Origin of the sequence: Janthinobacterium sp. EB271-G4-7A (assembly GCF_020858075.1) — a bacterium.
Lineage (GTDB): Bacteria > Pseudomonadota > Gammaproteobacteria > Burkholderiales > Burkholderiaceae_D > Janthinobacterium > Janthinobacterium lividum.
Genome location: NZ_JACYMI010000001.1, coordinates 304,137 through 323,862, shown reverse-complemented (window position 1 = coordinate 323,862; position 19,726 = coordinate 304,137). Strand labels below are relative to the sequence as shown.

At 62.6% G+C, this 19,726-nt stretch carries 22 protein-coding genes; 8 read left to right on the top strand and 14 right to left on the bottom strand.

Features of this window, described 5'->3' with window-relative positions:
• Positions 1-45: 45 nt before the first annotated feature.
• Positions 46-510, bottom strand: a complete 465-nt coding sequence (locus IGS58_RS01550) for an FKBP-type peptidyl-prolyl cis-trans isomerase (RefSeq protein WP_034780576.1) — start codon at positions 508-510, stop codon at positions 46-48.
• 96 nt (positions 511-606) lie between these two features.
• On the opposite strand from IGS58_RS01550, the gene thpR reads away from it, so the two are divergent.
• Complete coding sequence (gene thpR, locus IGS58_RS01545; RefSeq protein WP_070254640.1) at positions 607-1,125, top strand: RNA 2',3'-cyclic phosphodiesterase; 519 nt, start codon at positions 607-609, stop codon at positions 1,123-1,125.
• Here thpR and IGS58_RS01540 read toward each other — a convergent pair.
• Positions 1,122-1,982, bottom strand: a complete 861-nt coding sequence (locus tag IGS58_RS01540) for a tRNA threonylcarbamoyladenosine dehydratase (protein WP_070254641.1) — start codon at positions 1,980-1,982, stop codon at positions 1,122-1,124. The genes thpR and IGS58_RS01540 overlap by 4 nt on opposite strands.
• 112 nt (positions 1,983-2,094) lie before the next feature.
• On the opposite strand from IGS58_RS01540, the gene pdxH reads away from it, so the two are divergent.
• Positions 2,095-3,300 carry a pyridoxamine 5'-phosphate oxidase gene (gene pdxH / locus IGS58_RS01535; RefSeq protein WP_071653644.1) on the top strand — a complete coding sequence of 402 codons (1,206 nt, stop codon included), beginning with the start codon at positions 2,095-2,097 and terminating at the stop codon, positions 3,298-3,300.
• A 127-nt stretch (positions 3,301-3,427) separates the two neighbouring features.
• Complete coding sequence (locus IGS58_RS01530) at positions 3,428-4,663, top strand: SAM-dependent methyltransferase (RefSeq protein ID WP_151097234.1); 1,236 nt, start codon at positions 3,428-3,430, stop codon at positions 4,661-4,663.
• Between the two features lie 15 nt (positions 4,664-4,678).
• Here IGS58_RS01530 and msrA read toward each other — a convergent pair whose 3' ends face one another.
• Complete coding sequence (gene msrA / locus IGS58_RS01525; protein WP_230520504.1) at positions 4,679-5,212, bottom strand: peptide-methionine (S)-S-oxide reductase MsrA; 534 nt, start codon at positions 5,210-5,212, stop codon at positions 4,679-4,681.
• Positions 5,213-5,388: 176 nt separating this feature from the next.
• Here msrA and IGS58_RS01520 point away from each other — a divergent pair, with 176 nt between their 5' ends.
• Positions 5,389-5,895 (top strand): flavin reductase family protein, encoded by a 507-nt coding sequence (locus IGS58_RS01520; RefSeq protein WP_230520503.1) that lies wholly within the window; start codon positions 5,389-5,391, stop codon positions 5,893-5,895.
• A gap of 37 nt (positions 5,896-5,932) precedes the next feature.
• On the opposite strand, the gene IGS58_RS01515 is transcribed toward IGS58_RS01520, so the two are convergent.
• From IGS58_RS01515 to IGS58_RS01465, 11 genes are all read right to left on the bottom strand, one after another.
• Positions 5,933-6,619: an OmpW/AlkL family protein gene (locus IGS58_RS01515; RefSeq protein ID WP_230520502.1), complete on the bottom strand. Its 687-nt coding sequence runs from the start codon at positions 6,617-6,619 to the stop codon at positions 5,933-5,935.
• 99 nt (positions 6,620-6,718) lie between these two features.
• Positions 6,719-8,110, bottom strand: coding sequence for an SGNH/GDSL hydrolase family protein (locus IGS58_RS01510; protein ID WP_230520501.1), 1,392 nt, complete (start codon positions 8,108-8,110; stop codon positions 6,719-6,721).
• A gap of 239 nt (positions 8,111-8,349) precedes the next feature.
• The gene (locus tag IGS58_RS01505) at positions 8,350-9,372 is read right to left on the bottom strand and encodes an L-threonylcarbamoyladenylate synthase (protein ID WP_230520500.1); all 1,023 of its coding nucleotides are present in this window, start codon (positions 9,370-9,372) and stop codon (positions 8,350-8,352) included.
• Positions 9,369-10,565: a 5-(carboxyamino)imidazole ribonucleotide synthase gene (locus IGS58_RS01500; protein WP_230520499.1), complete on the bottom strand. Its 1,197-nt coding sequence runs from the start codon at positions 10,563-10,565 to the stop codon at positions 9,369-9,371. The genes IGS58_RS01505 and IGS58_RS01500 overlap by 4 nt, the downstream gene beginning before the upstream one ends.
• 15 nt (positions 10,566-10,580) lie before the next feature.
• On the bottom strand, positions 10,581-11,078 hold the full coding sequence (gene purE, locus IGS58_RS01495; RefSeq protein ID WP_070254646.1) for a 5-(carboxyamino)imidazole ribonucleotide mutase: 498 nt from the start codon (positions 11,076-11,078) through the stop codon (positions 10,581-10,583).
• A gap of 1 nt (position 11,079) precedes the next feature.
• Entirely contained in the window at positions 11,080-11,973 is an 894-nt protein-coding gene (locus IGS58_RS01490) for a phosphoribosylaminoimidazolesuccinocarboxamide synthase (protein ID WP_034780603.1), read from the bottom strand.
• 104 nt (positions 11,974-12,077) lie between these two features.
• A complete protein-coding gene (gene fba, locus IGS58_RS01485) occupies positions 12,078-13,142 on the bottom strand; it encodes a class II fructose-bisphosphate aldolase (RefSeq protein ID WP_010401625.1) in 1,065 nt (354 codons plus the stop codon).
• An 82-nt stretch (positions 13,143-13,224) separates the two neighbouring features.
• Positions 13,225-14,673 carry a pyruvate kinase gene (gene pyk / locus IGS58_RS01480; protein WP_046684386.1) on the bottom strand — a complete coding sequence of 483 codons (1,449 nt, stop codon included), beginning with the start codon at positions 14,671-14,673 and terminating at the stop codon, positions 13,225-13,227.
• A 112-nt stretch (positions 14,674-14,785) separates the two neighbouring features.
• Positions 14,786-15,997 carry a phosphoglycerate kinase gene (locus IGS58_RS01475; protein WP_230520498.1) on the bottom strand — a complete coding sequence of 404 codons (1,212 nt, stop codon included), beginning with the start codon at positions 15,995-15,997 and terminating at the stop codon, positions 14,786-14,788.
• A 77-nt stretch (positions 15,998-16,074) separates the two neighbouring features.
• On the bottom strand, positions 16,075-16,425 hold the full coding sequence (locus IGS58_RS01470) for an AzlD domain-containing protein (protein WP_034780613.1): 351 nt from the start codon (positions 16,423-16,425) through the stop codon (positions 16,075-16,077).
• Positions 16,418-17,152, bottom strand: coding sequence for an AzlC family ABC transporter permease (locus IGS58_RS01465; protein WP_034780616.1), 735 nt, complete (start codon positions 17,150-17,152; stop codon positions 16,418-16,420). The genes IGS58_RS01470 and IGS58_RS01465 overlap by 8 nt, the downstream gene beginning before the upstream one ends.
• Before the next feature lie 258 nt (positions 17,153-17,410).
• Here IGS58_RS01465 and IGS58_RS01460 point away from each other — a divergent pair, with 258 nt between their 5' ends.
• The 4 genes from IGS58_RS01460 (at position 17,411) to IGS58_RS01445 (ending at position 19,725) form a co-directional block, all read left to right on the top strand.
• Positions 17,411-17,605, top strand: coding sequence for a zinc-finger domain-containing protein (locus IGS58_RS01460; protein WP_034780619.1), 195 nt, complete (start codon positions 17,411-17,413; stop codon positions 17,603-17,605).
• Between the two features lie 74 nt (positions 17,606-17,679).
• Complete coding sequence (locus IGS58_RS01455; RefSeq protein ID WP_034746103.1) at positions 17,680-18,105, top strand: YybH family protein; 426 nt, start codon at positions 17,680-17,682, stop codon at positions 18,103-18,105.
• Positions 18,105-19,142: a YheT family hydrolase gene (locus IGS58_RS01450; protein ID WP_230520497.1), complete on the top strand. Its 1,038-nt coding sequence runs from the start codon at positions 18,105-18,107 to the stop codon at positions 19,140-19,142. Before IGS58_RS01455 ends, IGS58_RS01450 begins: the two co-directional genes overlap by 1 nt.
• Positions 19,135-19,725: a DUF2946 family protein gene (locus tag IGS58_RS01445; protein ID WP_230520496.1), complete on the top strand. Its 591-nt coding sequence runs from the start codon at positions 19,135-19,137 to the stop codon at positions 19,723-19,725. The genes IGS58_RS01450 and IGS58_RS01445 overlap by 8 nt, the downstream gene beginning before the upstream one ends.
• The last annotated feature ends 1 nt before the right edge of the window (position 19,726 follow it).

The window sequence follows — 19,726 nt, the reverse complement described above, 5'->3', positions numbered from 1 at the left end:
GCTTTTAGCGACGGCGCGAGCATGCGCCGCCGCCAAACTGAACAATTACTTAACGTCCAGCAATTCCACGTCGAAGATCAGTGCCGAGTTCGGCGGGATGTCGCCGTTACCCGCGCCGCGCGGACCATAGGCCAGTTCGCCTGGAATGATCAGGGTGCGCTTGCCGCCCACTTTCATGCCGGCCACGCCCTGGTCCCAGCCCTTGATGACCATGCCCTTGCCGAGCGGGAAGTCAAACGGGCCACGGCCCACGGAGCTGTCGAACTTCTTGCCGCGCGAATCTTTCGCCAGGGGACGGTACAGCCAGCCCGTGTAATGCACGGTGACATTACTGCCAGCGGACGCTTCCTTGCCCGTGCCGACCTTGTTGTCGATCAGAATCAATTTATCGGCGACAGGGCCGGGGCTCAGCGAGACGGCGGAGGCGGGAACAGGCGCTGGCGCCTGTGCCTGCGCCAGCGACGCGGCGACGGAGCAGATCAGGGCAAACAAAACGGAGCTACGCGTCATGATGTATTCTTTCAGTGAGTTTCGGTGAGATCCCTGCACCTACGAACCTGGCAGGGAACGCCAATAATAGCAAACCGCCGCAACGATAGGAAAAACTTGTCGCCCGATACCCATTGCCCCCGCCTGTTTTACGCCCTGTGGCCCGATGCTGCCACGCGCGCGGCGCTGGCCGCCTGGCAGGCGCGCCTGGACGGCAAGCCCGTGCGCCCGGACAAGCTGCACCTGACCCTGGCTTTCCTGGGCCAGCGCCCGGCAAGCGAGCTGCCGGCCCTGCTGGACATCCTGGCGCACTTGCCGGCGCGTCCCATGCCCTTGCTGTTCGATCACGCCAGCCACTTCCCCAAGCTGGCGCTGGCCTGGGCCGCCCTGGCGCAGCCCTCTCCCGCCCTGCTGGACGTGCGCGCGGCCTGCATGCACGGCCTGATGGAGCAGGGGCTGGCGCCGCGCTTCGAGCACGACCGCTTTACGCCGCACGTGACACTGGCGCGCCAGGCGCCGCCACCGGCCAGCCAGGACTTCGCGCCCATCGCCTGGCAAGCGGACGAGCTGGTGCTGGTGGAATCGTTCAAAAGCAGCGGCGACTACCGCATCCTGGCCAGCAGGAAATTAACCTAGGCGGCGTCCGGCACTGGCATTGGCGCTGGCACTTCAGCAACTTTGTCCTGGCGCAAGCTTTTCAGCGCATGGGCGGCCGCCACCATGCCGAAGCTGGCCGTCACCACCACGCTGGAACCGAAGCCGGCACAGTTCAGGCCCGTGACGCCGGCGGGCGCGCCATCGATGGCGCACGCTTCCGCGCTCTCGGGTGTGCTCAACGGTTCCATGGAAAACACGGCGTCGACATTGAATTTGTTTTTCACGCCACGGGGGAAACCATATTCGGTGCGCAACAGTTTTCGCACACGCTTGAGCAGCGGTTCCTGTTCCGTTTTCGACAGGTCGCGCACGGCAATCAAGGTCGGGTCCGTCTGCCCGCCCGCGCTGCCGATGGTCAGCATGGAAATGTTGCGTGCGCGGCAATACGCGATCACGGCCGCTTTCGCCTTGGCATTGTCGATAGCATCGACGAGATAGTCGAAATCGCACCCACCCAGCAACTGGTCCAGATTATCAGGGGTAATAAAATCCTCGACCTGCGTGACCTGGCAAAACGGGTTGATCAGTTCGATGCGTTCGGCCAGGGCCGTGATCTTGGCCTTGCCGATGGTGTCGCTCATAGCCTGGATCTGGCGGTTGATATTCGATTCGGCAACATTGTCCAGGTCGATCAGGGTCAGGCGGCCGACGGCGCTGCGCGCCAGCGCTTCGACGATCCAGGAACCGACGCCGCCCACGCCGATCACACACACATGCGCGGCGCGGAAGCGTGCCAACGCGGGGGCGCCGTACAGGCGGGCAATGCCGCCGAAGCGCCGCTCAAAATCGATCTCGGTCAAGTCCATGGAAATTAGTTCATTGGTGGAGGTATGCATGGCGCCATTTTAACGGACACTGCGCTGGCGGATATTCTAAAATAGCCGAATTGACACAGCGACAAGCTGCATTGTCGCCGCGCCCCCACACCGCCCACCACGAGAACACGCCATGACCTCTCCCCTGTTCGACTCCGTTCCCGGCTTTGACCAGCCCATCGCCGTGCTCAAGCATTGCCACGACAAGATCCGCAAGCAGTTGACGACCTTGCAAAACCTGCTGGGCCACCTGGGACAGAATGGCAACACGCCGGAAGCGCAGCAGGCGGCCAAGGCCGTGTTGCAATACTTTAATAAAGCCGCCCATCTGCACCATGACGATGAAGAGCAGGACTTGATGCCCATGCTGCAGGCGACGGCCACGGGCGAGGACGCCGCCTTGCTGGCCACCCTGGTGCCGGAAATCCTGGCCGACCATCAGCGCATGGACCAGGCCTGGCTGACCCTGCGCCCGGAACTGGACGCCATCGCGGCCGGCACGGACTCGCAGTTGTCGCATGATGGCGTGCGCGACTATGCCGCCGCCTACCAGGCCCACATGGCCAAGGAAGAGGGACAACTGGCGCCCATGGCCAAGCGCCTGTTCAGCGCGCAACAGATGGAACAGCTGGGCACGGCCATGCAGCGCCGCCGCGGCATCGCGCCCGATGCGCCAGAAGCCGCAGTGCCGGACGCGGCCGCCGTGCTGGCGGCCATGCGTACCGATTACGTCCAGTCCAGCCTGAACGAGACGGATGTACTGGCCGATCCCATCGCCCAGTTCCAGAAATGGTTTGCCGAGGCTGTCAACGCGCAGGTGATGGAGCCGAACGCCATGGACTTGTCCACCGTCACGCCTGATGGCAAGCCCAGCTCGCGCATCGTACTGATCAAGCAGTTCGATGAACGGGGCTTTACCTGGTATACGAATTACCACAGCGACAAAGGCCAGCAGCTCGAGCACAATCCAAACGCCGCCCTGCTGTTCTTCTGGCGCGAGCTGGAGCGGCAAGTGCGCATCGAGGGCACGGTGGTGAAAACCACGGCGGCCGAGAGCGACGAGTATTTCAATGTACGTCCCGTGCAAAGCCGGCTGTCGGCGATTGCCTCACAGCAAAGTACACCGATCGCCAGCCGCGCCGAGCTGGAAAGCCATTACGCGGCCGTGGCCGCCGCCATCGGCGACGCGCAGCCGCCGCGTCCGGCCCATTGGGGCGGCTACCGCTTGCAGCCGGAACGCATCGAGTTCTGGCAGGGACGCCGTTCGCGCTTCCACGACCGCATCGTGTTTACGCGCGGTGCTGATGGGCAATGGAGCATGCAGCGCTTGCAACCCTGAGCAGGATAAACAAGGCGGCGCAAAGCAAGCTGGTCAATATAGGTGTAGGCTATGAGGGTAGAAGTTACTAAATGACATTGTTTCTCAATTTGCGGCCCCAGCTGGGGTTGCTGCATTGGAGGCCATTTTGTTTGTACAAAACCAACTCAAGTCCTGGATCGCCAGCATCCGCAGCAAGACCGCCTTGCCGCTACGCATAGAATTGTGGAATGGCCAGCATGTCGACCTGTCCAGCGAAGCGCCCAGAGTCACCATCCGCCTGCCGACCGTCGCCTCGGCCCGCTATCTGCTGAACCCGTCGCTGGCCAACCTGGGCTCGGCCTACGTGGAAGGCAATATCGAGGTCAAGGGCACGGCGATGGACATGATTTCCATCTGCAATGCCCTGGCCCGCAATACCTTGAAGCCGGAAGGCAAGCTGGCGCGCATCGTGCGCAGCTTTACGCATGACAAGAGCAAGGATGCCGAAGCCATCCGCTACCACTACGACGTGTCGAACGCGTTCTACGAACAGTTTCTCGACCCCGCCCTCGTGTATTCCTGCGCCTATTTCGAACACGGCGATGAAACCCTGGCGCAGGCGCAAGTCAAGAAGATCGACCATATCCTGAAAAAAATCCAGTTGCAGCCGGGCCAGACCCTGCTCGACATCGGCTGCGGCTGGGGGGCCCTCGTCATTCGTGCCGCACAACAATATGGCGCCCGCTGCGTGGGCGTGACCCTGTCGGAAAACCAGTACGCGCTGGCGCGCGAGCGCGTGGCGGCGGCCGGCCTGGCCCACCTGATCGACATCCGCCTGCAGGATTACCGCGACGTGACGGGCCAGTTCGACCGCATCACCAGCGTGGGCATGTTCGAGCACGTGGGTTTGAAACACTTGCCCGACTACTTTTCCATCATCAACAAGCTGCTGGCGCCCGATGGCATGGCGATGAACCACGGCATCACCTCGACCGATCCTGACAATGGCGAAACGCCGTATGGCGGCGGGGAATTCATCGAAAAATATGTGTTTCCGCACGGCGAACTGGCGCACATCGGCAATGTGCTCAAGACCATGCAGCAAGGGGGACTGGAAGTGCTGGACGTGGAAAACCTGCGGCGCCACTATGCGCGCACCTGCGCCCTGTGGACGGAGAATTTTGAAGCCCATGCCGAGCAGATCCGCCCGCTGGCGGGCGAACGGCGCTTCCGCATCTGGCATGTCTACCTGGCCGGCTGTGCCTATGCCTTCGAGCAAGATTTGATCAGCCTGTACCAGATCGTCTGCGTCAAGGCGGGCCGGCGCTCTTCCACCCTGCCCTGGTCGCGCAACTATATGTATGCGCAGGACGCCAAGACGGCGCCCGTGCTCGCCAGCTGACAGGCACGCTGGGCATCACTTCAGGCGCCCCGCGTACATGGCGCGGAATTTCTCCACCTTGGGCACGACGACCAGGGCGCAATAGCCCTGCAAGGGATGCTGCTCGACATAATTCTGGTGGTAATCCTCGGCCGTATAAAAGGTGGCTGCCGGCGCCAGCTGCGTGACGATGGGCGCATCCCACACGCCGGCCATTTCGGCCAGTACCTTGCGCGCCACGCTTTCCTGCCCGGCCGATTGGTAATGGATGACGGAACGGTATTGCGTACCGACATCGTTGCCCTGCCGATTCAGGGTGGTGGGATCGTGCAGCGTAAAAAAGATTTCCAGCAAGTCGTGGTAAGGGATGACAGCAGGATCGAATTCCAGCCGCACCACTTCCGCGTGGCCCGTATCGCCCGTGCAAATCTGTTCATACGTGGGGTTGGGCACGCTGCCGCCCGTGTAGCCGGACTCGACGCGCGTCACGCCGCGCACTTCCGCGTACACGGCAGCGAGGCACCAAAAACAGCCACCACCCAATACCGCCACTTCCGTCTGCTCATTCATGATGCCCTCCTGCAACGCCTCTGCGACGTATCATTTCACCACTGTAACGTAAAGCGCCATGGCCTGCAGCGCCGCTTGAAACGGCGCGTGAAGCACCGCACATAGGGGCATGCTGGCCACGATTGCGCTGGCGCGGCCGATTTTTGGCATAATGTCAGCAAATAGACAGGTCACCCATGAACACACGCTCTCCCCGCGCGCCAGCGCAAGAATTCGATACGACACATTTCCGTCAGGCACTGTCGCAGTTTGCCACCGGCGTGACGGTCATTACGACGCGCCTGGCCGACGGCAATTTCCGGGGCTTGACGGCCAGTTCCTTCAATTCCGTCTCGCTGTCGCCGCCCCTGGTGCTATGGAGCCTCGGTTCCGTGGCGAACAGCATGCCCATTTTCAGCGGCAACTCGCACTACGTCATCAATGTGCTGGGCGCCGACCAGGCGGAACTGGCGCAGCGCTTTTCACGCCGCACGCCCAATCCCTTCGACGACGTGGAATACGAACTGTCGCGCACGGGCCAGCCCATCCTGAAAGGCGCATCGGCCTGGTTCGAATGCCATAACCGCAGCCGCTACCCGGAAGGCGACCACGTCATTTTCGTGGGTGAAGTGGAACAATGCGCGTTTGCCGCGCAGCCGCCCTTGATCTTCCACAATGGAAAGTTCAATACACCGCCAGCCTGAGCGGGAAAAAAAAATCCGCCGAGGCGGATTTTTTGTTTTACAGGGTAAATTTGTACCCGATGCTGACACTCACGGCAACCGGGTCGAGCTTGATATCCTGCGTCTGCCCCGTCGAGAATTTCGCCCTGGTTTTCAGGTAGGTCTTGACCACGGCCACGTCGGCAAACCAGCGCTCATTGATGGCCAAGGTGCTGCCGACCACCAGACTGCCAGCCAGCTTGTTGTCCATGCGGTAGGTCACTGGTTTTCCACCCGGATCCAGCAAGGCCGTCATCTGGCCCGAGCCTTTTTCCTTCTGGAAATATGCATACGTCAAGCCCGCGCCCACGTAAGGGCGGATCATCGCATTAGGCTGAAAGAAACGGTACTGGATGAAGGCCGTCGGCGGCAAGGCTTCCGCCGTCCCCAGCTTGCCCGTGCCCTTGATGGAACCGTCACCGATCAAGTCATGCTTGTACGGCACGCCCAGGATCATTTCAGCGGAAACATTGTCCGTGATCATGTAGGCAAAGGTCAGGATGGGCTTGGTATCCGACTTGACGTCGGCCTTGGTGCCCGGCAGTGCCGGCGCGGAAATGTCGCCACTGTCCACGTGCGGCGTGATCTTGTTGAGGCCAGCCTTGGCCATCCAGGTGCCTGCGCTTTGCGCCGAAGCGCCCGTCGCCATGGCCATCGCGGCTGCCGCGGCCAGCACGCGTACAGCGGTATTCAAACGATTCTTCATCTTGTCTCCTGATTCAATATGTGCGAAGTGTTCCGCTTTCGAGTCTTGTCGCTGCCGGCACCGGCCGCGCCTCCCAGGCACAGCCGGTGCGGCCATCCCTTACAGCCAGCCCCGCACGACCATGTCCTTGGCCACATAACGGGCCAGCAACAGGTTGTTGAACGGCGTAGGGTGCACATCGTCGGCATACGAGTAGTGGCTGACGTCGCCCGCTTTCAGGTTCGAGCCATTGCACACGAGCGAGCTGCCCAGGATATTGCCCGGCGCGCTCAGGTCGCATGCCGTCTCGCTGACGTTGGTCAATCCATACGGGCCAGGATTGGTGCCCTGGTCATGGCTGACGGCAAACACGTCGACCAGCAAGACTTTCGCATTGCCGTTCAAGCCGGCGCTCAGTTCGCCATTGAAGGCGCTGACCATGGCATTGATGAGCGCCTTGGTGTTGGCATCCTTGCTCAAGCCCGATGGCGTACCGGCCACGTCCGGCAGGTTGTTGACCACCACATAGTTGGCGCCCTTGGCAATGACCTGGTCCTTGACCAGCGCCACCAGTTCGCTACCAGCCTGTTTCATGGCGGCAACCAGCAAAGGCCCCTGAGCCGCAGCGTAATCGGCGCCAGCCTTGGCGCCGGCAGCATTGCCCGTCACCGTCGCATCGGCTTGCGCCTTGGCGACCAGCGGACCATATACGGCAGGCGAAGCGACGGCCGTATTACCGGCAATGACAGCAGCTTGCACGGCGGCACCAACGATGGTCGCCGACGTGGCGCCAGGCGCCGCGCTGGCCGTCTTGACGGCGGCGCCGATGGCAGCCGCTGCCGTGGTAGGGTTGGTGGCGCCGGCCGCCAGGGCCATGGTCAGGTTGGTGGCGAAGGCCTGCGCGCCAGCGGCCGCGCCAGCAGCCTGGCCAGCGGCAGTCGCGCCCGTTTGCAATGCGCCCAGCTGATACAGCACGTCATTGCCGCCTGCCATCACGAAAACGGCTTCCGTGCCGCTGAACTTGCCGCCGGAAACAGCCAGGTGGTTCGCGATCTGCGTCACCACGGGCACGGTCAGGGCGCCCAGCGGACTGCCCGTCGCCTTGTTATTCGGGCCAACCGGATTGGTCACGCGCGAACCACCCATGGCGTAGCCGAAACAGCCTGCATGCTTGACGCGGGCAACGGCCAAGCCCTGCGCCGCATTGCCTTCCAACCCAGTCTCGGCAGCACATGGCGCGGCCAAGCCGAATTGCGCGGCCAGGTGCTCGGTCCAGTTCTTGCCCGTCAGTTCAGGATTGATCTTGGTATTGTCGCCATTGATGGTGAACTTGCCGCCACCTTTCGCCGCCACCGTACCCACGGCATACGAGCCGACGTCGGACAGGCTGTCGCCGAACGACACCTGCGCCGTGTATTTGACTTTCAAGGTTTGATCACCGCCACTGGCACCGCCGCAACCTGCCAGGACAGCCGCAGCCAGCACGGCCAGCGCGAATTTTGTTTGATGCATTTTGTCTCCTCGGTCTTTTTTCTGGTTTCTAAACGAACGGGCGTGCTATTCGCTACCCAACTAATATGCCATCGTTCCTCAGGCTTGTATAGAAAATATGTTTTAAAAATCAACGGAATAACAACACCGCCGGTGCCCTGTCACAACCGGGCGATCCGCTGAATTATGGAGGATTTACTATGTTTCGTGGCAAGCATCTCTATTGCGCTGCATCAAGAAAAAGCCCCTTGCGGGGCTTTTTATGATGGGGACAGGAATTGCTGCAAGATACCACTTGAGCCGAACGCGGCACGCCGCAAGCGGTCATTCACGCCCAGCCACGCGGGGCCGGTGGGCGGTGCTTCGACGAGTATCAGCTCGGCACCGACCTGGTCCATCGTGCGCAGCGAGGCATACAGCGCATGTGCGTAATTTTCCGGGATCGCCGCCAGGCGTACGCTGGCGCTGGCCGGCGGCAGATCCGAGTAGTGGATCAGGGCCACGCGGCGCCCGTCATTGAGCAGGCGGTTCAAGGTAGCGCCCACGTCGTCGCTGTGTTGCATCGCAACAGGCGTGTGCGGCGCGTAGTGCGATTCCAGGGTGCCCGAGGCGCGCGGCGCAGCTGCGTCCGCCACGGCCGGTGCGCGGCCAATGACGGCAGCGATCTGCTCGCTGCTGATATGGCCGGGACGCAACAGCACGGGACCGTGTGTGGCCAGGCGCGACAGGTCGACGATGGTCGACTCGATGCCCACGTCGCTCTGCCCGCCATCGAGTACCAGGCCCAGCAAGCCGCTATCGAGTTCCGCCGCGAATTCATCGCGCACATGTTGCGCCGTGGTCGGGCTGACATTGCCGAACTTGTTCGCCGACGGCGCCGCCAGGCCGCCGTTGCCGCCCTTGAAGGTGCGTAGCAATGCGATAGCCACCGGATGCGATGGGCAGCGCAAACCCACCGTGTCCTGGCCGCCGGAAACGGCGTCGGGGATATGCGCGGCGCGCTTGACGATCAGGGTTAGCGGACCAGGCCAGAAGGCAGTCACCAGTTGCTGCGCTTCCACGGGAATGTCGTCGGACCAGTGCGCCAAGTCGGCGCCGGGCGCCACGTGTACGATCACGGGATGGTCCGATGGACGGCCCTTGGCTTCATAGATGCGTGCCACGGCGGCCGGGTTTTCCGCATCGGCGCCCAGGCCATACACCGTTTCCGTCGGGAAAGCGACGAGGCCGCCCGCCTCCAGCACGGCAGCGGCCGCTGCCAGGTCTTGTGCGGGCACGCTCACGGCGCGATTCCCAGGATCAGGCAAGCGTCATGCAGGCGCTGCTGCGCTTGCGACAAGGTGGCGGCGATCAGGGTCAGATGGCCCATCTTGCGGCCACGGCGCGGGTCATCCTTGCCATACAGGTGCAAACAGGCGCCCGGCAGCGCCAGCACCTGATCCCACGCCGGTTCGCAGGCAACATCGCTGCCGTCGGCAAACCAGGCGTCGCCGAGGATGTTGAGCATCACGGCCGGCGAATGCTGGCGCACGTCGCCCAGCGGCAGACGCGCCATGGCCCGCACCTGCTGCGCGAACTGGCTGGTGACGCAAGCGTCCATCGTGTAGTGTCCGCTGTTGTGGGGACGCGGTGCCATTTCATTGACCACCAGGCTGCCATCTTCCAGCACGAAAAATTCGATGCACAACACGCCAACGTAGCCGAGTTCGGCAACCATGGCTTGCGCCGCCCGCTGCGCCTTGGCGGCACAGTCGTCCGACACGTTCGGGCCCGGCACGGTGGTGGTAAACAGCACGCCGTCACGGTGCACGTTTTCGGCGATCGGATACACAACCGATTCGCCGTCCACGCCGCGCGCCGTCAACACGGACACTTCATACGCCAGCGGCAGCATCTTTTCCAGCAGGCAAGTTACTTGTCCCATTTCCGCGAAGGCGGCGCGCACATCGTCGCGCGTGCGCACACGGAACTGGCCCTTGCCGTCATAGCCCATGCGCACGGTTTTCAGTATGCCCGGCAGCAAGTCGTCGCCGATGGCATCGATGTCGTCCTGCGTGGCGATGACCATGTGCGGCGCCGGCAGCACGCCCGACTTGCCCGCACAGTCGACAAAGAAACGCTTTTCCGCGATGCGGTCCTGCGCCACCGACACGCCGTGGGCATCCGGCGCCACGAAGACGTGGTTGGCCAGGCGCGACAGGCTGTCGGCCGGCACGTTTTCGAATTCCGTGGTGACGGCCAGGCATTGTGCCGCCAGGGCGTCGAGACCCGCCACATCGTCATAACCGGCATGGACGAGGCGCTGCGCCACCTGCCCCGCAGGGCAGGCATCGGACGGTTCCAGTACAGCTACCTGGTAGCCCATGCTCTGGGCGGCCTGGGCAAACATGCGGCCGAGCTGGCCGCCGCCCATCACGCCCAGCCACGCCGGTGGATGAGCGGCGGGCAGCAATGGGGAAGTCGATTTACTATTCATTATTTTTCAAACACATTATTCAGGCAAGACCATGGCCTTGGCGGCGGCCGTTTGCGTGGTACGGAAGACTTCCAGCTTTTCGGCCAGGGCGTCGTCATTGGCCGCGAGCATCGCCACCGCCGTCAGCGCCGCATTTGCCGCGCCCGCTTCGCCGATGGCGAAGGTGGCTACCGGCACGCCCTTGGGCATTTGCAGGATCGACAGCATGGAATCTTCGCCACGCAAGTATTTCGATGGCACAGGCACGCCCAGTACCGGGACGATGGTCATCGCGGCCACCATGCCAGGCAGGTGGGCCGCGCCGCCGGCGCCGGCGATGATGGCGCGCAAGCCGCGCGCGCGCGCGCTTTTCGCGTACGCATACATTTCGTCGGGCATGCGGTGCGCGGAAATGACTTGCGCTTCGTACGGCACGCCGAACTGTTTCAGGATGGCAACCGCGTTCTGCATCACTTCCCAGTCCGAGGACGAACCCATGATGACGCCGACCAGCGGCTTATTTTGCTCGCTCATCTCAGGCCTTCAGCTTCTCGCCCGTCAGGCGTTCGATGGCTTCGAAATACTTGGCCTGGGTTTTTTCGATGACGTCGGCCGGCAGGGCTGGCGCCGGTGCAGTCTTGCCCCAGGTCAGGGTTTCCAGGTAGTCTCGCACGAATTGCTTGTCGAACGACGGTGGCGAAATGCCAGGCTGATACGAATCGGCAGGCCAGAAGCGCGACGAATCGGCCGTCAGCACTTCATCCATCAGATGCATGACGCCATTGTCGTCCAGGCCGAATTCAAACTTGGTGTCGGCGATGATGATGCCGCGCGTGGCAGCGTATTCGGCGGCGGTCTTGTACAGGGCAATGGCGACGTCGCGCATCTTGGCGGCCAGGTCGGCGCCGATGCGCTCTTCCATTTCAGCAAAGCTGATGTTTTCATCATGCTCGCCCAGTTCGGCCTTCGCGGCCGGGGTGAAGATCGGTTCCGGCAGTTTTTCCGCTTGCTGCAGACCGGCTGGCAAGGCGATGCCGCAGATGCTGCCCGTGTCCTGGTAATCTTTCCAGCCCGAACCGATGATGTAGCCGCGCACGACTGCCTCGACCATGATCGGTTTCAAGCGCTTGGCCACCACGGCGCGGCCCTTGACTTGCTCCACTTCCTCGGGCGCCACCACGGATTCCGGCGCCACGCCGGTCAGGTGGTTCGGCACGATATGGCCCAGTTTCTCGAACCAGAAGTCGCTCATCTGGTTGAGAACCTTGCCCTTGCCGGGGATAGGCTCGTTCATGACGACATCGAAGGCCGACAGGCGGTCCGTGGTGACGATCAAGATCTTGTCGTCGCCAACGGCGTAGTTGTCGCGGACCTTGCCGTGGCCCAGCAATGGCAGGGAGTGGATGGAAGTCTGATAGAGGCTGTTCATAGCGGGGGAATAGTTGGATGAAACGAAACCGGCAGGCAGGGGGTGCCCGCCGGTCGAGAAAATCGGGCACGGAGCATTGCATCCGGCCCGTTCCAGACAGAATTTTACTTCACAATTTGCGACAGCTCGCCGGCCTTGTAGCGCTCGGCCATTTTTTCCATCGTGATGACCTTGATTTTCGACGCCTGGCCTTCGCAGCCGAAAGCCTGCATGCGCGCGCGCACGATTTGCTCGGCGGCGGTGCGGGCTGGCTTCAGGAAGTCGCGCGGGTCGAATTTCGACGGGTTCTCGAACAGGTACTTGCGGATCGCGGCCGTCATCGCCAGGCGGATGTCGGTGTCGATGTTGATCTTGCGCACGCCGTGACGGATGCCTTCCTGGATTTCCTCGACTGGCACGCCGTAGGTTTCCTTCATGTCGCCGCCGAATTCGCGGATGATGGCCAGCAATTCCTGCGGTACCGACGAGGAACCGTGCATCACCAGGTGGGTGTTCGGGATGCGCGCGTGGATTTCCTTGATGCGGTCGATGGCCAGGATGTCGCCCGTTGGCTTGCGCGTGAATTTGTAGGCGCCATGCGAGGTGCCGATGGCGATCGCCAGGGCGTCGCACTGGGTGCGCTGCACGAAGTCGGCCGCTTGCGCCACGTCCGTCAGCAGTTGCTCGCGGGTCATGGTGCCGTCGGCGCCGTGGCCGTCTTCCTTGTCGCCCTTCATGGTTTCCAGCGAACCGAGCACGCCCAGTTCCGCTTCCACCGTCACGCCGATGGCGTGCGAGAATTTCACCACTTCACGCGACACTTCCACGTTGTATTCGTACGATGCGACCGACTTGCCGTCCGCTTCCAGCGAACCGTCCATCATGACGGACGTGAAGCCCGAACGGATGGCAGCCATGCAGACGGCCGGCGACTGGCCGTGATCCTGGTGCATGACGACAGGGATGTGCGGATACGCTTCGACGGCGGCGTCGATCAGGTGGCGCAGGAACGCTTCACCGGCGTACTTGCGCGCGCCAGCGGACGCTTGCATGATCACCGGGCTGTTGAGCGCATCGGCGGCAGCCATGATGGCTTGCACTTGCTCCAGGTTGTTGACGTTGAAAGCAGGAATGCCATAACCGTTTTCGGCGGCATGGTCCAGCAGTTGACGCATGGATACGAGAGACATGGTAATACTCCAGATAACAATAGAAACCGTTGCGGCGCTTCGCGGTGGTCAATAACCGCGCCGGCGCCTGAATTCTTGGACCTTAGTCGAATTCGCCTACCTTCACAATCTTCAAGGCATTCGTGCCGCCCACCTGGCCCATCGGCTCGCCCCAGGTGACGACGATCATGTCGCCCTTGCGGACGATGCCCTGCGCCACCAGCAGCTCTTCCGCCTGCTTCAGCACTTGCGCGCTGGGGGCGTTCTGCATCAGATGATACGCCCGAACATTGCGGTACAGCGCGGCTTTGCGCAAAGTCGTCACGCTGGGCGTGAGCGCATAGATCGGCGTATCGATACTGTGGCGGCTCATCCACAAGGCGGTGGAACCGGATTCCGTCAGCGCCACGATGGCTTTGACGCGCAAATGGTGGGCCGTAAACAGCGCACCGTAGGCGATCGACTGGTCGATGCGGGTAAATGTGACGTTGAGGAAATCGGCATCGAGCTTGTTGTATTCGGACTGTTCCGCTTCCACGCAGATGGCGGCCATCATTTCCACCGTCTCGATCGGGTACTTGCCCGAGGCCGTTTCGGCCGACGTCATGACGGCGTCCGTGCCATCGAGCACGGCATTGGCCACGTCGGACACTTCCGCGCGCGTCGGCACGGCGTTGACGATCATCGATTCCATCATCTGCGTGGCCGTGATGGCCAGCTTGTTCGACGCGCGCGCCATCTTGATCATGCGCTTCTGCAAGGCCGGCACGGCCGCATTGCCCACTTCCACGGCCAGGTCGCCCCGCGCCACCATGATGCCATCGGAGGCGTCGAGAATTTCCTGCAGCGCGGGAATGGCTTCCGCGCGCTCGATCTTGGCGATCATCATCGGCTTGTGGTGGTACGGTTCGCCGGCGATATTGGCCAGCTGGCGCGCCATTTCCATGTCGGTCGCGCATTTTGGGAAGGAAATGGCCAGATAGTCGGCCTGGAAACTCATGGCCGTCTTGATATCTTCCATATCCTTGGCCGTCAGCGCGGGCGCGGACAGGCCGCCGCCCTGGCGATTGATGCCCTTGTTGTTCGACAACTCGCCGCCGATCTTGACGGTGGTGTGGATTTCGCTGCCGTGGATGCGCTCGACGATCAGCACGATGAGGCCGTCGTTCAGCAGCAGCACGTCGCCCTTGTGCAAATCGCGCGGCAGGGCCTTGTAGTCGAGGCCGACGCGCTCCTGGTTGCCCAGTTCGCCGTTTTCGCCCCACTTGGCGTCGAGGATGAAGCGCTCTCCCGCTTCCAGCTGAATGCGCGTGTTTTCAAACTTGCCGACGCGAATCTTCGGCCCTTGCATGTCGGCCATGATGGCCACTTCGCGCCCGCACTCGGCCGCCGCCAGACGCACCAGCGCCGCGCGGTCGATATGGTCTTGCGCCTTGCCATGGGAAAAATTCAAACGCACCACGTCGACACCCGCACGTATCATCTTCACCAGGATATCGAAGTCGGTGGAGGCAGGGCCGATTGTTGCTACGATTTTTGTACCGCGTGGCATAGGAGTCCTTGTGCGCGAGCGAAGGTGAGCAAGGCCGGCTCGATGCTGCATCCGGCAAGGTAAAAGCGCAGCGGTCAGGCTGCGCTTGGTATTGCACTACAGTCAGGCTTTATCAGCCAGCACGTTGCATGAGAATTTCTACTGCGGGCAAAGTCTTGCCTTCCAGGAACTCCAGGAAAGCGCCGCCGCCCGTCGAGATATAGCTGATTTTATCGGTAATGTCATATTTGGCAATCGCCGCCAGGGTGTCGCCACCGCCAGCGATGGAGAATGCTTTCGAATCGGCGATGGCCAGGGCCAGGGTCTTGGTGCCGTTGCCGAACTGGTCGAATTCGAACACGCCGACCGGGCCGTTCCAGACAATGGTGCCGGCGGCGGCGATCTGCTGTGCCAGCAGGGCCGCCGTTTTCGGGCCGATATCGAGGATCATGTCGTCGTCCGCCACGTCGGCCACGTCCTTGACGGTGGCAACGGCCACAGGCGAGAATTCCTTGGCGCACACGACATCGACAGGAATCGGCACTTGCGCGCCGCGCTTGGCCATGATCTCGATGATGGCCTTGGCTTCCTCGACGAGTTCCGCTTCCACCAGCGACTTGCCGACATTCAAGCCGACGGCCTTCATGAAGGTGTTGGCGATGCCGCCGCCGACGATCAGGTTATCGACCTTGTCGGACAGGGCTTTCAAGATGGTCAGCTTGCTCGATACTTTCGAACCAGCAACAATGGCCAGCAGCGGGCGGGCGGGTGCGTGCAAAGCTTTCCCCAGTGCATCCAGCTCGGCGGCCAGCAGCGGGCCGGCGCAGGCGACGGGGGCGAACTTGGCGATGCCGTGCGTGGACGCTTCCGCGCGGTGGGCCGTGCCGAACGCGTCGTTGACGTAGATATCGCACAATTTCGCCATTTTTTGCGCCAGCTCATCGCTGTTTTTCTTTTCGCCCTTGTTGACGCGCACGTTTTCCAGCAGGACGACCTGGCCGGCAGCCAAGGATTCCAGGCCCGCGCCATCGACCCAATTTTGCTTCAATGCAACTTCCTGGCCCAGCAGCTCGGACAAGCGGGCGGCCACGGGCGCCAGGCTGTCGGCCGGCTTGAACTCGCCTTCCGTCGGACGGCCCAGGTGCGACGTCACCATGACGGCGGCGCCAGCGTCCAGCGCGGCGCGGATGGCCGGCACCGAGGCGCGGATGCGCGTATCTTCGGTGATCTTGCCACTGTCATCTTGCGGGACGTTCAGGTCGGCGCGGATAAACACGCGCTTGCCTTGCAGTGCATTTTGGGCGATCAAATCTTGCAGACGAATGAAGTTGAGAACAGCTGACATGGCGATCCAGATGACGAGTGGAAGGAAGTGCGCTATTTTACCGCAATGCCCAGCGCAAATCCCCGATTTGTCCTGCTTTACTGAAAAACGTGCAACAGTCGCAAGCCCGTGAAAACCAGCATGCCAAACACGATGGTTTGCAGCATATTGCGGCGGATCACAAAAAAGAGCGTGGCGGCAATACCGGATAACAGTTTCAAATTCGACAATTCAAGGTGCACTTGCTGCCCCTCCATCAGCATGTCGGGCGCGATGATGGCCGCCAGCGCGCAGGCCGGCGCATAGCGCAGCATCTCGCCCACGCGGCGCGGAATGGTGATGTGATGGCCGATCAGCCAAAAGGTGCTGCGCGTGGCGGCTGTCGCCACTACCAGCACGGCGATGGCGATCCACACGTCGGCCCTGCCCCAGTCTATGCCGTCAAACATGGCGTTTTGTCCATTTTTCTGTCAACTCTTCCACGGCCATGGCGCTGACCATGCCCACCACCACGGCCACCAGCAAGCCCAACTTATACGGCAGACTGAAGGCCAGCACGGCCACCGTGCCCGCCACCAGCACGCCGCACAGGGCGGCGCGGCTGAGGATCAGCGGCACCGTCACGCACAGGATCGCCAGGGTGCCGGCAAAGCCCAGCCCCCATTCGGCCGGCACGACGGCGCCCAGCACGATGCCGATGAAGGAACCGATTTGCCAGGCCAGCCAGTTGGGATAGATCAAGCCTTTCAGGAAAGGCAGCTTGGCCGGGTCCGGCGTTTCATGGGGGTAGCGCTGCAGGAACAGGCCCACGGTGATGTCGCCCGCCACATAGCCGAGCGCAAAGCGCTGGCGCCACGGCAGATGGGAAAAATGGGGGGCCAGCAGCACGGAAAAGATGACAAAACGCAAATTGACGACGAGGGCCGTGGCAAAGATCACCCACACGGGCGCCTGCGCGGCCAGCAGCGGCAAGGACGCGAGCTGGGCCGAACCGGCAAAGACAAACAGGGTCATGGCCCCCGCCTGCGCGACAGTCAGGCCGCTTTTCACCATGGCCACGCCCACCACCATGCCCCAGGCGGCGATGCCCAGCAGGGTGGGCGCACCCAGGTTCAGCCCGGCGCGCCAGGCGTCTTTCAGCAGGGCATCGTCGCTGGCGGCCGGGACGGCGTTCACACGATGCTCCTGCAGGCGTATTGTGGTAACTGCACAACAATGGTGCGCGGAGAAAGACTCCGCAACGGCGATACCGGCAAGGCAAATCCAGTCAGTGTGGCGCTGCAGCTGCCATATTTCCGCAAAAACCCGCGCCGCAGCCGAAGATGATCGAGCCGCCATTTTAGCCATGATTTTTGCTGTCTGCCTGAATCCGTTAAAATCGTGGTTTTGGCAGCAGCCGACTTCCTTCCATACAGCCTCACGGAGCATGACAAGATGACAAAAACCACCCAGCCAGCGGTCGAACTCGACAGTAAAGACCTGCCAGCCCACTGCCCTAACCCGGCCATGCCGCTGTGGTCGTCGCATCCGCGTGTGTTCCTGGAATTCAACAAGGACGGTATCGCCAAGTGCCCTTACTGCGGCACGGCCTACACTCTGAAGGAAGGCGCCAGCGCCGGCCATCATTAAACTGCCCAGCGGCGCGCCCCCAGCGCGCCGTTTTCATTTACACAGCTAGCTGTACCGATCAAGCCGGAGTCGTCATGAAACGTCTGAAAGAACTCAATGGCAGCGCCGCCGAAGTCGAAGCGGCGTTCTACGATGCCTTGCACCGCGCCGACCTCGAAGCGCTGATGGCGCTATGGGCCGACGATGAAGAGATCGTCTGCATCCACCCGGGCGGCGCGCGCCTGATCGGCCACGCCGCCATCCGCGCCTCGTGGGAAACCATTTTGGCCGGCGGCGGCCTGCACATCGTGCCGGCGCAGCTGCATGAAACGCACAATCTGATGAGTTCAGTGCACACGGTGATCGAAGGCGTCACCCAGGAAGAAGGCGGTCCGGCGCATCTGCTGGCCACGAATGTGTATGTAAAAACGCCGCGCGGCTGGCGCATCGTGCTGCACCACGCCTCCATCGCCCCCGGCGGCGCACCGGCCGACGCCGCGGGGACGCAGATCCTGCACTGATGTCTTTGCCTCTTATCTACAACGCCCCCTACACCGCCCCGCTCTGGCTGCCTGGCGGCCACGCGCAGACGATTTATCCGGCCGTGTGCCTCGCCAAGCCGGCCGTGGCCTTCCGCCGTGAACGCTGGCAAGCGCCCGATGGCGACTTCGTCGACGTCGACCTAGTCGATGGCCAGCCGGGCCAGCCCTTCGTGGTGCTGTTCCACGGCCTAGAAGGCTCGTCGAACAGCCATTACGCGCGCGCCCTGATGGCCGAGGTGGCGGCGCGCGGCTGGTCGGGCGCCGTGCCGCATTTTCGCGGCTGCTCAGGCGAAGCGAACCTGGCGCCACGCTTCTACCATTCGGGCGACGCACAGGAAGTGGACTGGGTCGTGCGCACGCTGCGCCCGCGCGCCACGGGAAAATTTTACGCGGCCGGCGTGTCGCTGGGCGGCAATGCCCTGCTGTGCTGGCTGGGCCAGTCGCAGCACCAGGCCGATTTCATCGATGCGGCGGCGGCCGTGTCCGCCCCGCTGGACCTGGCGCAAGGGGGCAAGGCCCTGTCCTCCGGCGCCAACCGGCTCTACACGCGCATGTTCCTGAACACGCTCAAACCGAAATGCCTGGCCAAGCTGGAACAGTATCCCGGCCTGTTCGCGCGCGACGCCATGCTGGCCGCGCGCGACTTGCACGCCTTCGACAATGTCGTCACGGCGCCTCTGCACGGCTACCGCGACGCCGACGATTACTGGCACCGCGCCAGCGCCAAGCACGTCTTGCACGACATCACCGTGCCGACCCTGGTGCTGAATGCGCAAAATGACCCCTTCCTGCCCGGGCGCTTCTTGCCGCGCAGCGCAGCGCCGCAGGTCACGCTCGAATATCCGCGCCACGGCGGCCACGTCGGCTTTGCCGCTGGCAAGTTGCCGGGAAGCACACGCTGGCTGCCGCAACGCCTGATCCATTTTTTTGAAGGCGGCAACACGGCGCCATCGGCACCGCAAACCTGTCACGCTGACGGCACGCGCACTCACACGGAAAACGCTACACATGGATGAACTCGTCAAGCAGGCCCTGGCCAAATGGCCGAACGTGCCCCACTGCTACGGCTGGCTGGGCCTGGACGCGCGCGGCCACTGGCGCATGCGCGACCAGCATGCGCAACAGCAACAACTGCCAGGCGACAAGATCGCCCACGTGGCCTTGTTGGGATTTATCAACCGCAATTACGATCATGACGAACGCGGTTGCTGGTTTTTCCAGAACGGCCCGCAGCGCGTGTATCTGAATCTGGAAGCGACGCCGTATATCGCCCGCAGCGACCCGCAGCACGGTTTTGTCTTGCAGACGGGTGCGCCGCTGGAACAGATCGAGCAAGCGTATTGGTGCGATAACGGCGCGCTGATCCTGCGCCACGGCGACATCGTCGCGCAGGTCGATGACCGCGACATGGCCCAGGTGCTGCCTGCGCTGCGCCTGGATGGGCTGGCCTTGAGCGACGAGGCCTTGCTGGCCTGGCTGGAAGATGCGCAAGGCAATTTGATGTTATTGCATAACGGCAAGGAGATTGCCGTGCAGCCGCTGGCCTATGCCAGCGTACCGCAGACCTTCGGCTTCCAGCAGGCGCCGCAAGCCGAATAAG